Genomic DNA, 13,030 nt, shown 5'->3' on the forward strand with positions numbered 1-13,030 from the left:
TTCTTTTTAATTTTCTAATTTATTCCACCAGGTACGTTTGAGGATAAAGGCTATGGTAGCAATGACGCCGAGGGTAATTACCAGCGGAAGTTTCATCCAGAGGATCAGGAACATCGGCAATACCGTAAGGCAGGACTGTGCGATGATGCCTAGTACCACATTGAACATATCCAACTTAAACCGCTTGTTTTCGACGAAGCCAGTATCCTCAAGTTTTACTAAACGGTCGATCGGCTTCCAAAAACCCCATGGCCTAACGGTACGGTAAAAGTTCTTCAGCACTTCTGTTTCTGTAGGCGGTGCTGTGAATGTACCTATGATACAGCCTGTTGCAGAGATAAGGAACAGCAGCGGGAAATAGTAGAGGAACTGGATTCCGCTAAAGAAATGCGAGAATACCAATGCTCCGGCAATGCCGGTAACCATTCCCCAAAAGAAACCATTGGCATTGAAGCGCCACCAATACCACTTCAGCATATTGGCCGCGATATAGCCACCATATAATCCTGAAACGATCCACTGCAGGATACTATTGACGTCTTTAGCAAAGAAACCAAGGATGACTCCTACCGCTACTACCACCATACCACTCAGGTAGTTCATGGAAATAATCTGGCGTGTAGAGGCTTTTGGATTGACGTACTTCAAGTAAATATCGTTTACAATGTAGGCCTGTGCAGCGTTTAACGTACCGGAAAAGGTACCCATAAATGCCCCCATCAGACCCGTAAGCACGACACCCAATATGCCAACGGGCAAAAACGCGTTTACCGCACCAGGCAGGATCTTTTCAAAATCAGTTCCACTGGCAGAGCTGAGATCGAGCTGATGATAATAGAGGAGGGCTAAGACGGCGAGTCCGATAACCATCGTATAGCGGATCGGCAGGAGGATGATTGACACAAAACCGGTCATTTTGGAGGCTTCTTTTGGCGATCGGGTAGACAGCACCTTTTGCATATCGTAGTTGGGTGCCGGGCCCGCGAGACTGGCAAATACGCCTTTAAACAACATCATCATAAAAAATATTCCAAACAGCCCATAGCCATCATCAGCAATCTTCTTGCTGGCATCCGGTATGAGCTTCGACCAGTCGAGTTCGAGGTTCCATCCGAAAAACGGATTTGCCCAACCCTCAGGCACCTGCAATGTTTGCGTTCGTAAATGTGTGAACGCGATAACACCTATGGCTATACAGCCTATAGTCATGATGGCGTACTTAATGGCATCGCCAAGCACAATGCTGTGCATACCTCCCAAAACGGAGTAGAAGGTGGCAAACAAGGTGAACACGATGCCGTAGAAATGCGGCACGTACTGCGGGGCCACCTCAAAAGGCACATAGTCCTTCACCATATGCCATGGCACGAAGATCTCCACAAACTTGCCAAGTCCCACAAATCCATAGGCCAGGAAACCAAGGCAACCAATAAGGGCAAATACGACTGTAATGTTGTGCGAAGCTTTCACACTTCTACCCACCAGGCCAAAGCGTGTTGCCAGCCACTCAGCACCGGTATCGGCATTTGATCTTCTGAGCCATTTGGCAAGGAACATCATATTGAACACCTGGTTAAAAACCGGCCATAGCCATGGGATCCAAATGCTTTTCAATCCGTAGACAAAGCATAGCGCTACCATCCACATGGTACCACTTATGTCAAACATATCCGAAGCGTCGCTAAGACCAAGCATGTACCAGGGTAGTTTCTTACCACCCATTAGATAGCTCTCCTTATTTTCTTTGGCTTTATTGCGGTAGTACCATCCAATGAATACCATCATTACGAGGTAGAACACCAGAATCATCACATCTATCAGTTGCAGTTTCATGTAGGTTATATATTTGGTTTATCTGTAATAAGCGGTTTTAAAAAATAAAGACCTTATCTGAATTAGGCGAAAGCTCCATGTTCTTGATTTGTAGTCCGTTGGATGACGATGTAAGCTTTACATCAGTGTATTTGCCTGATTCGCAATCATATACTTTGATCGCTTTTACGGTGTTTGTTCCATCCACATTAATTACGGGATTCACAGCAGTATTGGCCGGATTATAAACATAAACGAATGTTTTAGCGCCACACTTTACCGCATACACCTCCACCCGGGGCGTTTCACTGGAAGCACTCAGTGTTTTAAACGAGCCATTGCCGGCTGCGAGCATTTGGTCCTGAATGGCACGTACGCGTTTGATGTAGGTATCGGTTCTTCGGTCTTCGAAAAATTCCCACCACCATGACAAAGGTAATATTGGTGTAGGTGAAAAAAGTCCGTACCATAAACCTCTTTTAAAATCACTGTCCATTTCATCGCCAAAGAGGTTGAAGTTCTTCGACCAATCATATTCATAGCCATATTCGCCTATCACATATGGCTTCTTAAACTCTTCTGAGTACTTGACGATCGTAGTCGGTAGCGCTCTGTTGTTTTTATAGATATGTTTCTGATTAAAGTCGATGTTCTTCAAGGAATTCAATCCTTCCAGATCCCTGTGGGATATACTGGTAGTTACGAGGTGCTGGTAAGGATCTATTTGCTTTAGGTAGGTACTCATTTCGTCGTGCCACTGCACTATATGCTGTGCAGGAATCGGGTTGCCGGCATTCCTGAACTGTACATTGTCGATCTCGTTAAAAAACTCCCAGGCACCGATCGCCGGACTATATCCCCATCTGGCAACAATGAAACGCAGACGATTCTTGTATTGCGCTTTTGCTTGTTCATTAACAAAAAATTCCGGGGTAGAAACAGCGTAACGTCCATGTTTGGCATCGTGCGTACCTTGTCCGAGCGTTAGCATCATAAATAGGCCGAGTGAATCTGACAAATTCACCAACCGATCCATTTTCCTGACCGCACTTGGGTTGAAATATTCTTCTGAATTCTGGTATCTATGGTTATTTATGCCATTCTTCCAGTCGAGGGGCAAGTTCCAGGAACAAATCCAGGTACGGAAATAGTTACCTCCGTTCTTTACTAACCTGGGCAGCAGGTACTCGTAATTGTATTTTTCCTTTTCATGGAGCTCTTTGAAGAATTTGGAGTCGTCTTCTGCGCGCGACTCCCAACAAATATTCTCGCCTATACCGCGGAAAGGCGCCCCGTTATCAAACTTAAATGTCCAGTTGTCACGTAAATGCAGGATGCCTTTGCCGTTGGATTTAAGTGCCACGAATGTAGCCTGCCTGGACTCAATCTCTTTTCCATCTTTACGCAGTTGGAAATAGTAGTTGTACTTTCCCTTTTCCTGAGGGAGGAAACGGGATTTCCACATAGCCCCCTGAACCCGCCCGCTGCTTTCAAAATAACACGGCAAGACCAGCTTTTTGCCCGAAGGTGAAGTAAGCATCATGTCAACCGCGATGTCCTCTTGCAGGAAAGGATTGCTAAAAGAGGCTTCCACTTCTATATTCCACTCTGCCTTTTCAAACTGCTTTACAGTCTTACTGGTCATGCGGAAGCTTTTGATATTGGTTTGGGCCAATGCAGGGCTAGCCGAAAGCAGAAGCAGGCCAAGCACTAGATTTTTGGTAATAGTTTTCATGTGGTTCGTTCGTAAGCTAAGGTGGTAATCAACCCAAGGTTAAAAATATTTGATCATATGCGAAGATACAGGAAGCCAATACTACCTATTAGTAGGATTTTAACATTTACTTATATAATACCAATGGTTTTAATAAAAGACCACGAGACGGCTACCGCTCAAAACTGACGGTATTTAGTTTTATAAGCCTGTCGTCGGGCAGTTTGCTTCTGGTAATTACAAAATACAGATGATGTTTTCCATTGATCTTTTTTAACAGTTTTGCCTCCAGATCCTTAAACTTGTCGAATGATCCCGTTGGAGTAAACGTCACACGGCCGATGATTGGGCCTACCTGCGAATCCATGCGAACGAGGATCTCGCCGTCCCTGCTTTCCGAAGAATAATTAAATACAAATCTGTTGATGTTACTTAGATCAATGTCTTTGAACAAAAGAAAAGCTTTGTTACCAGCCTCAGAAAGGCTGTTGCGAAAACGCGGGAAGCCTGGGTGGGCATCTGCGAATACCGCCTGCTGGGTTGCACTGCGCAAAATGATTTTATCTGTACTGCTCAATGGCCCCATATTTTTGTAACCTTTATCTGTGTAGGTTGCTTTAAACTCATACATCCCCTGTGGTTCGTCCTCATAAGATTCGAGTTGCAGTGAACCTGTCTTTCCAAGCTTGATTGGAGTGGTAGGTTTCTTCTTATCTGTCAGCGAAAAGATGTACTTGACAATTTCTTTTGCATCCGTATCTGAAATCTGCGGGTGGGCGCTCATCACATGCATCTTATCCCAATTACCGCCTCCTCCCTTTATAATCTTTTCGGCAAGCTTATCTAAAGAGCCTTGCTGCTGCTTATACCGGTTGGCGATGGCGGTAAAACTAGGACCTACGGCAGGAGCCTTTACCTGGTGACAGGCCTTACAATCGCTTGCAGCCATCAATGCCTTGCCGGAATAAGCCTGCTGCGCAGCCTGACCATTTACAACCGATGAAACCATTAGCGGTTCACTCCGGTAAATATAAGTTGCAGCCATCCGCTTCGGATCCAGGACCTTATCTTCTGCATCTGCCACTTCTATATTGAAATGGAATGGCTCATTCTTCCAGAAAAAGCAAGTGTTTACCTTGCTCAGAATTTTGACCTTTGGCGGGGTGTTCCCAGCTTTTACAGTAAGGGTATCATATGCTGATGCACCCTGATTATCGCTGATCTTCAGTACCACTTTGTAAGTACCCGGTTTTGTGAATACATATCGGGTCTCAGATTTATTAACCCCCTTACTGACGCCGTTTATCAACCATTCGTAAGTCAGCCGGTCATCATCATCCGGATCAAGACTGCCCTGACTACTGAATTTTAAAGTTAGCGGTACCTGTCCGGCAGCTGCCTTATGTACCTCAAACTCCTTTTTCTCGGAAGTGAGAAATACCCTTTTATCTATTGCAGCCATCTCCGCTGTATCCACCACACTTGCTTTGGCTATTGGAGCTCGGTTGCCCCTGTTGTACTCTATCTTTACGAGCCTTGCGTCAGAATTGTCTACTCCATATACCGAACCGTATTCTAGCATATACAGGACGCCATCCTTACCAAATTCCATATCTATTGGCCGTCTGAAGTCGCCATTTAAACTCATAAACGCTTCGCTTCTCCGGTAGTTTTCCTGCTGATCAAACCGCAAGGCAAATACCCAGTTGCGCATCCAATCTGCAATAAACAATGTCCCATCGTAATACTCTGGAAATCTGACAGGTGACTTAGATGCAGAATCATAGCTGTAAAAGGCACCGCCAATGGCGCACCTTCCACCGGTCCCCAACTCAGGGAATTCCTTTGAGGCAGCATAAGGGTACCAAATCATTGCTGGCTGTGCTGGTGGCAATTCTTTTAGTCCGGTATTATTAGGAGAAGTGTTTAGAGGCTTAAGGGGATCAAATAGCCTTCTCGGTTTTTTGTTCTCAAAGTCCCAATGAGTATACGCAAAATTATTACCAATGAAATATGGCCAACCATAATTGCCCGCTTTCTTTGCCTGATTGATCTCATCATAGCCCCTTGGTCCGCGTACACCGTCTACTCCGGCATCTGGGCCGATATCACCCCAATACAAGGCAGAAGTTTTGGGGTTTACTGCAATGCGGTATGGATTACGAGCGCCCATTACATAGATCTCTGGTCTAGTCTTTTCCGTCCCTGCAGGAAAAAGGTTGCCTTTAGGGATTGTGTATGTACCGTTTGCTTCAGGATGGATCCGCAATATCTTGCCTTTTAAATCATTGGTATTACCGGCACCACGCTGTGCGTCCTGACTGTAATATTGCGGATCGGAACGTTCATCAAGTGGTGAATAACCCTCAGATGGGAAGGGCGTAGTGCTGTCGCCGGTAGATAAATAAAGATTGCCGTTCTTATCAAACGCTATTGATCCTCCATGATGCGAGCCACTGTTCTTTTGAACGGGTACTTTCAACAATATTTTCTCTGTAGCCAGTTCCAGTTGGCTTGCCTTATTTAGCACAAAGCGGCTCAACTGAAAGTCTATCGGCTCTTCTGTCTGCCCGGCAGGTGCGTAATACAAATAAATAAACTGATTGGTATCAAAATCCGGATCGAGTGCCAGGCCTATCAGTCCAGTGCCGCCCAGATTGCTCACAGGTAGTTTGCCCGCAAGCGTAAGTTTATTAGTCTTGCTGTTGTAAACATGCAGATTCCCTAAAAGCTCGGTATACATAATACGTCCATCTCCGGCTACTGCAAGCTCCATTGGTGATGCAAGGCGTGCTGTTAATGTGGTTTTTATGAAGCGGTTCTGCTCGGGCATTACTTTTGAATAAGCTTTAGCATAGTTTAGCGGCTTTGCATCTCCAATAGCATACTTGATGCCGCCGATTAATTGCTTTAGGAAAGTGGGGTCAGAACAACTCTCATCAGTATGCCCAGCACCGGTATAAAAAGCCCTTCCACCGTCATACTCATGAGACCACGTAATCGGATGTTTTGAGCCATGAGTACCTCCGTCGTAGGAGTTTTCGTCCAGGTTTGCAAGCACTTTTATCCCAGGATAAAATGAAGTATAGTTGTACCACTCGTCTGCCCGCTCCCATCTGTCGGGCAGGTTCTCGGTAGCCGGATGTTGCTTGTCGACAATGTCAATAACTCCCCTGCGTACATTCGGATTGTTGGGGTGGTGAGCGAAGAAAGCACCCATCAACTGTCCGTACCATGGCCAGTCATATTCAGTAATTGCCGCACCATGGATGCCCACAAAACCACCGCCTGCCTGGATGTATCTTTCAAAAGCCGTCTGCTGGATGTTGTTTAGTACATTGCCGGAAGTGCTGTTGAATATGACGGCGTTGTATTTTTTTAGCTGTTCGTCTGTAAACATAGCTGCATTGGTAGTAGTATCCACATCAAATCCATTTTCAGCCCCAATCTTCTGAATTGCCGCAATAGCATAAGGAATGCAGCTATGCCTCCAGCCAAGCGTTTTTGAGAACACCAGGACACGGGATTTCTGTATTTTTTGACGCATCGTACCTGCAAGCAGCAGTATGCCTGTTATAAAAAGCAGTAAATACTTCATCACTTAAGGTTTTTCAGTTCATCCAGGCTCAGCACGTTTGGTGCTTTAATGAGATTGCTGATCTCCTCATTGGTATTGTATTTAAATACCAATTCCGACCAGCCCATGAAGAAGGTCCATTTATTTTGCCGGGCCAGCAATTCTGCCGTCGGGTACTTCTGGCATTCGCCAATGGCTATGGGTTTACCTTTTGCCGCGGCGACCATAATATTATACTTCTCACGGCTAAAGCCACTTTTATCATCATATATATCGAGGGCGAGGACATCCCAGTATTCTTCACCGGGATTGTAAACCACAGCATCGTTTTCAAGTGTCCCAAAATCCTGTATGTCCCATACCCAGATGAGGTTGGTCAGTCCTTTGGTTTTGGTAAAGTAGTCATGTGTCAGTTTGTATAATTTCCTTGTCCCGTTCTCTCCGGGCCGTCCTCCCCACCAGAATACGCCCTGGTTCATCTCATGTAAAGGCCTGAACATCACCTCTACACCTTTATCTTCCAGCTGCTGCAGGTAACCCGCGACTTCGTCCATCATCTTTTTCCATTTTGCATTGACCCTGGTTCCATCTGTCAGTAATTCCTTCCACTGTTCATCTGTCATTTTACTCAATACGCCTTTCTTATCCCAGCCACAGGGCTCCTCAAGTGCAGGGCTGCAGGCATGCCACATCATATTGATCAGCGCTCCTTTTTTCCATTGGGCCATTGCTTCGTTGATCATGATCTGCCTGTTGTTGATATTGTCTGCCTGGAAAAGAAAATCTCCGCTCCACAGTGCAGGATACTTGCCAGTCACTTTAAACACTTCGTCAGTCCAGGCTGCAGGTTTCTGATTGGGCTCCCGGTTATGGATCCCTGAAATGGTCTGTTTACCTGAAATTTTATACAGCAGGTCCAGTGTTTTGAATTTAGTATGCTTCACCTCAGCAGGTCTTTTCTTCAAGTTAAACTGGGCGCTGGCAGCAAAGGTTAATCCTAAAAATAACAGCAACAGGTTTAGTGTTTTCATTTGGTCGGTAATTTGGTCAGTAGTCTTATCAAAGCTACAAGACTTAATCTTATGATATTAATGATTTTTTAACAAAAACCAGTAGTTAAAAGATTTTTGAACAGATACCGTTGCGATGGGAAAACAAGTTTATAATGGAAGATAGCAATAAAGCGCTGCCCCCCCGGTCATTTCAGGAATCTAAACGCAGGGCGGTAAAACACACTTTTCCCATTATAACTCCTGATGCTGTTGACCACAATAAATATAATGTTAACCAGGTAGAAAACCGGAAACATTAATATTAGTAATTCCATACCACCCAAATTCATTATTGAAATGTCAGGAAGTGGGATTCTTATGTGTAAAATCATGCTAAAAAAGAAAATCGCATAACTTAAAAATAGGATCAGGCACCAGGAAATTTGAAAGTTCAGCAGACGCCTTCCTATTTCATTTGTATTGGTAATCTTATCTTTCTTTAAAATCCAGATCGCAAGCGGGACAATAACCCCCAACAGCGGAAATGCAATAAAACTCAGTGCTGAAAGGTTTAGAAAGACTAAAAGTCCCTTATCTTCCTGTTCCGTCCAGTCTATCAGTTCATCAGGAGTAACATTTAGGGCATTCGCTATCCGCTTCAATGTATCACCCCTTGGCTCAGTTTCACCGCCCTCAATTCTCTGAATTGTTCTCAGGTTAATTTGAGCAGTCTCAGCCAGTTTTTCCTGGCTCAATCCCTTACGGGTACGCAGCTCCTTAATTTTTTGCGCTAATTCTGTATTTTTCATCTTTCTATATTTTGTTGCCGTAAAGGTATGTCAGGGTGCTATTTTTTCCTTACGGCTTGTTTGCGGCATATTTACGACATATCTGTCCAGATCACCTATACTTAAAATTCCTCAGCCGTTGACCTTGTGTTCAAGTCCAGGAAAGTCAAAATAATAAGTCCAGCCCCATGATCAATCACAAAGTCGATCTTATCATTCTTTTCGTAATCCCTATCACTGTAAGTACAGGCGTAGTGCCAGGCCAAATGGTATTTAAACCCAATCTTTCCTGTCTTTTTTTCCGGATCATATTTTACCCAATCCAGCTTTACCCTGGTTACAGTGACCGCACCGCCATCATCAGAATGATAGGATAACAACAGATTAACAAGCTCATTTTCCGGGTTAAGTACCTCTTTTTCTCCTAAAGGCAGCACCTTATTCAAAAAGTCAGGAATTTCGTTTTCAAATGATGGATAATCCTCCTTAGAATATTCAATTTTTAACTGGGCCATACCCAAAAATAATACATTATATTTGAATAGGACAGTCATTCAAAACACAAACTATGGCTTATGATCAACAACTGGCTGATCGCGTACGGGAATTGCTCTCAGTCCGTGAAGATGTAACTGAAAAGGAAATGTTCAGCGGAATATGTTTTATGGTGGATGATAAAATGTGTATCTGCGTTTCAGGGACAGAGCTGTTGTGTCGCATCGGCGCTGAGAAAGTAGAGACAGCACTGGAAAAAGGAAATTGCAGGAACATGATGAACAACGGCCGTCTGATGAAAGACTATGTTTATGTAGAAGATGTAGCCTTTGATTACCAAAATAAACTAAAGCATTGGGTAGACCTGTGCCTGGAGTTTAATCCTAAAGCCAAATCGTCAAAGAAAAAAAGCTAATAAGCTATAAATGTCCGCAAGAGGTTAAAATCTATAAATACGGCGTAATGGTAACAGGGCCTGTCAAACCCGAAGACATTATTGACCATTTCGAAGCATCGAAAGCCTTATAATTGATATCAACAAAATTGATTTCATGATAATTTTTCCAAATGATTTTGTTTTTGTCCATATACCGGATTCTGTTGGCCATCAGATTTACAACTTCAACCTTAATGGTATTGTTCCCCGTTTTCAGGTATTGGCCTATACGGGCCCGGAAGGGAATACTCCATAAAATCCCAATCTCTTTTCCGTTTATCCAAACCCGCGCACTTTCATCTACACGGTTTAAGCTGAGTACATACTCCTTTGCAATTTTAGTATCGAGCGTAAAATTGCTGGTGTACACGCCGGTTCCCGAAAAGTTCCGGAGTTTAGGATCTCCTAAACTTGTCCAGGAGATAAGTTTATTCAATTTTCGCATGGCCGGCAACTCAGGGCCGCCCGCCGTAAAGTTCAGCGACCAGGCATTATCCAACTCCATTTGTTTAGCCGGTTTATTTAAGTAAATCCAGGATGAAGCACCAGTATTTGGTTCGTCTGTGATCTTTAAAATCATAGCTTCACCGGACTGCATTTGCAGTCTTACCCTCATCTGCCCGTTTTCTACATGAGTTGCAGCAAGTCCGGATGCTCCGCTTTGCGGGTCCATCATCAGTGTGCTTCCATTGACATTAACCGGTAATTCTGCATCAATGTTTGCAGCGGTATGGTTAACGATATAATAATATTTACCACCGGCAAAACTGCGGCGAATAAATTGCAGGCCGGCATCAGTCATTGCCTCGCGTTTTACAGCCCGTTTTTCCAATGCTTTTTTAACATCAGATGCGAGTAATATTATACCTTTTCCAATTTTAAATTGCTTGATACCGTTCCCCTGATCAGCAAATTTTAATTTTGCCAGTCCTGTTTTTAGCTTTTCCCTGCGCTCTTCCAGTTTGTGCAGACCCGGAACATCTTTTGGCAATTGCTGAAAGATGACCGTTGCGCCATCGTTCGCCAGTTGGATTGCCTTATTTAGTGTTTCCAGACTAATTACTGCACATTCGGGAATGATCAAAACTTTATAAGGGGAAGCACTCGCAGAAGTACTGATCAGGCCATTTTGAGCAGCAGATTGCATTAACAACCGATCTGAGGCAAAATCAAAAGCGTAACCGGATTTAGCCAGTTCTTTTGACAACTTATAAAAAGTTGTTGGGTGCAGCCACTCATCGATATTATGAACCTTAATGGCCATATCCATTCCTTTTGCATGATTCCAGACATCGTATACCGGCCAATAGATGAGCAGTTCGTTGTCTGACTGACCTGCCTGAAGTATAGACTGGCATCTGGTCAGATAATCATTCATTCCGTTAATCTGAGGCCACAAACTGTTATTCGGATTAAACTCCGCGGAAGCATAGAACAACCAGCCCGGCCATCCCGCATCTTCCGGCGAGTTAGTTGTGCCGTGAAAAAAGATGTGGTTTACTCCGGCAATAAATAGTTGTTCTGCTTCCGGCTTACATTGCGAATACGAAGTTTTAAAATGTTCGGTCAGCCAGGTAAAAGTTTCTGAAGAGACCAGGCGTTTACCGCTCGTATGTGCTGCCGATGAAGCAAATTTCGACATCATTGGATCCGGATCTACATTGCGGACATCAGTACTGTCTCTGCGAAGGCCCGGAATGGAGAATCGACTGGAACCAAAGGTTTCCGTTTCCGGAATATCGACAGCTCCATAAAGATCCAGCAGATTTCCCGGTGAGCCATGCGACTGGTTTCTGGTGACAGACCCATATTGACGTGTCCATGCAGTCCAGTTGCTGGTAAAATTATCCAGCAACAGGTCACTCATTGTTTCTCTGTAATCTGATTTTAGCCGGGCTACATGTTCGCTCAGAGTATCTCCCCCAGCGAGTTCCTGCAGGTGTTTCTTTAAGTCATAGCCTCTGCGTTTCGAAAATTCTTTAAAAAAAGTGGGCGTCCAGTTCGCACCATAGACCTCATAGCTATCGTTAAAAAAGGCCCTTACTCCCTGCGGTTTGTGGCTAAAAGCATTATCAAACCGGCCCAGATAATCCGTTACTGCACTTTTATCCAGATGATCCAGTGTAAAACCTTGCCCGCCAGGGGCCGCCCGTTTTACCGTTTGGCGGGTCTTGCCGGCAAAAGCAGCGTAGATCTGCCAGTTTCCATGATCCGCTGTCCAGTTTAATATTCCTTTCGCATCAATTTTATTCAATAAATCCAATATCTTGCCATTATTGCTATAGGCTGTAACCGCCTGTAGTGTCGCAGCGTCCTGCTTGGATTCTTTCACTTTAATGGCTTCACCTGGCTTTTGGTCATATTTAACTTCATACCGCTGTACAATCAGCTTCGTTGCAGCATGTTCGGGCTTTACCAATGGGCCGCCAAAAGGCCAGCCTGTGCCAGTATTCATGTCTACTCCCATTCCAAGTGCATTGGATTTTTGAACGGTATAACGCAACATGTCCATCCATTTGGGTGACAGGAACTCAATATATCTTTTCTCGAAACCCACCGCTCCATATATTGGAGTAATTTCAACACCTCCAATACCGGCTTGTTGATATTGAGTGAGTACTTTACTGATATTAGCTTCATCTACCGCGTTACCCATCCACCACCAACGGGTCCAGGGTTTCATCTGTTTCTCCACTACGGGCCATGGCCCGGCTGGTTCAGTTTTATCTTGTGCAATTGCGGAGTTTAGTAAAAATGCAAAGACGCCAAGTGCAATTAAAGCTGATCTAATCTTCATTATTTAAAATACAATTTAGTCATATCTAATTTAATTGTCGTTCTCGTTCAAAACTTTTGCCGGAACTCTATTTCTTTGGCGGCCATTCTACTGAGTTCTTCACTGAGACCGGATATACCCATCCTACCTTGAAACAACTGGCGGATGCCCAGGGAACTTCAATGGCTGGCATATTAGTAAACTAACTCAATATAGGGGCAAGTATGCGACAAGTATAAGACAAAGTCAGAATAAAATCGGTCATAGCTCATATAAAATTCAGGTAAATAACAAGATTAGAATACCCTTGAATTACCCTTGACTTACTGTTGCATTACCCTATATGGTATATCAATGGTAACTCAAGGGTAGGCAAAGGGTAATTTAACAGTAATTTAATTCAGGTATTTATATGAACTTTATTAATAAATATATTGTTG

Annotated in this window: 9 protein-coding genes; 2 read left to right on the top strand and 7 right to left on the bottom strand. The window is 44.0% G+C overall.

The window, feature by feature from the left end:
* Nucleotides 1–6: 6 nt before the first annotated feature.
* From QEP08_RS13105 to QEP08_RS13130, 6 genes are all read right to left on the bottom strand, one after another.
* Complete coding sequence (locus tag QEP08_RS13105) at nt 7–1,833, bottom strand: sodium:solute symporter family protein (protein ID WP_285058636.1); 1,827 nt, start codon at nt 1,831–1,833, stop codon at nt 7–9.
* Nucleotides 1,834–1,870: 37 nt separating this feature from the next.
* Nucleotides 1,871–3,547 (bottom strand): DUF5060 domain-containing protein, encoded by a 1,677-nt coding sequence (locus tag QEP08_RS13110; RefSeq protein ID WP_285058638.1) that lies wholly within the window; start codon nt 3,545–3,547, stop codon nt 1,871–1,873.
* Nucleotides 3,548–3,698: 151 nt separating this feature from the next.
* Entirely contained in the window at nt 3,699–7,124 is a 3,426-nt protein-coding gene (locus QEP08_RS13115; RefSeq protein WP_285058640.1) for a ThuA domain-containing protein, read from the bottom strand.
* Nucleotides 7,124–8,134 carry a glycoside hydrolase family 26 protein gene (locus QEP08_RS13120; RefSeq protein WP_285058641.1) on the bottom strand — a complete coding sequence of 337 codons (1,011 nt, stop codon included), beginning with the start codon at nt 8,132–8,134 and terminating at the stop codon, nt 7,124–7,126. Before QEP08_RS13120 ends, QEP08_RS13115 begins: the two co-directional genes overlap by 1 nt.
* A 167-nt stretch (nt 8,135–8,301) precedes the next feature.
* Complete coding sequence (locus QEP08_RS13125; protein ID WP_285058643.1) at nt 8,302–8,904, bottom strand: helix-turn-helix domain-containing protein; 603 nt, start codon at nt 8,902–8,904, stop codon at nt 8,302–8,304.
* Nucleotides 8,905–9,005: 101 nt separating this feature from the next.
* Nucleotides 9,006–9,398 carry a hypothetical protein gene (locus tag QEP08_RS13130; protein ID WP_285058644.1) on the bottom strand — a complete coding sequence of 131 codons (393 nt, stop codon included), beginning with the start codon at nt 9,396–9,398 and terminating at the stop codon, nt 9,006–9,008.
* A gap of 53 nt (nt 9,399–9,451) precedes the next feature.
* Here QEP08_RS13130 and QEP08_RS13135 point away from each other — a divergent pair, with 53 nt between their 5' ends.
* A complete protein-coding gene (locus QEP08_RS13135) occupies nt 9,452–9,793 on the top strand; it encodes a TfoX/Sxy family protein (RefSeq protein WP_285058645.1) in 342 nt (113 codons plus the stop codon).
* A 31-nt stretch (nt 9,794–9,824) separates the two neighbouring features.
* Here the strand turns inward: QEP08_RS13135 and QEP08_RS13140 are convergent, their stop codons facing one another.
* Nucleotides 9,825–12,611 carry a glycosyl hydrolase gene (locus tag QEP08_RS13140; protein WP_285058646.1) on the bottom strand — a complete coding sequence of 929 codons (2,787 nt, stop codon included), beginning with the start codon at nt 12,609–12,611 and terminating at the stop codon, nt 9,825–9,827.
* 56 nt (nt 12,612–12,667) lie between these two features.
* Between QEP08_RS13140 and QEP08_RS13145 the strand changes: the two genes are divergently transcribed.
* Nucleotides 12,668–12,796 carry a hypothetical protein gene (locus QEP08_RS13145; protein ID WP_285058648.1) on the top strand — a complete coding sequence of 43 codons (129 nt, stop codon included), beginning with the start codon at nt 12,668–12,670 and terminating at the stop codon, nt 12,794–12,796.
* Nucleotides 12,797–13,030: the final 234 nt, after the last annotated feature.

The organism is Pedobacter ginsengisoli (genome assembly GCF_030244015.1).
Lineage (GTDB): Bacteria > Bacteroidota > Bacteroidia > Sphingobacteriales > Sphingobacteriaceae > Pedobacter > Pedobacter ginsengisoli.

What these genes read in the sequence shown, in the direction of transcription:
- QEP08_RS13130 (WP_285058644.1), bottom strand. Translation starts at nt 9,398, where the DNA reads ATGGCCCAGTTAAAAATTGAATATTCTAAGGAGGATTATCCATCATTT.
- QEP08_RS13135 (WP_285058645.1), top strand. Translation starts at nt 9,452, where the DNA reads ATGGCTTATGATCAACAACTGGCTGATCGCGTACGGGAATTGCTCTCA.
- QEP08_RS13140 (WP_285058646.1), bottom strand. Translation starts at nt 12,611, where the DNA reads ATGAAGATTAGATCAGCTTTAATTGCACTTGGCGTCTTTGCATTTTTA.
- QEP08_RS13105 (WP_285058636.1), bottom strand. Translation starts at nt 1,833, where the DNA reads ATGAAACTGCAACTGATAGATGTGATGATTCTGGTGTTCTACCTCGTA.
- QEP08_RS13125 (WP_285058643.1), bottom strand. Translation starts at nt 8,904, where the DNA reads ATGAAAAATACAGAATTAGCGCAAAAAATTAAGGAGCTGCGTACCCGT.
- QEP08_RS13120 (WP_285058641.1), bottom strand. Translation starts at nt 8,134, where the DNA reads ATGAAAACACTAAACCTGTTGCTGTTATTTTTAGGATTAACCTTTGCT.
- QEP08_RS13110 (WP_285058638.1), bottom strand. Translation starts at nt 3,547, where the DNA reads ATGAAAACTATTACCAAAAATCTAGTGCTTGGCCTGCTTCTGCTTTCG.
- QEP08_RS13115 (WP_285058640.1), bottom strand. Translation starts at nt 7,124, where the DNA reads ATGAAGTATTTACTGCTTTTTATAACAGGCATACTGCTGCTTGCAGGT.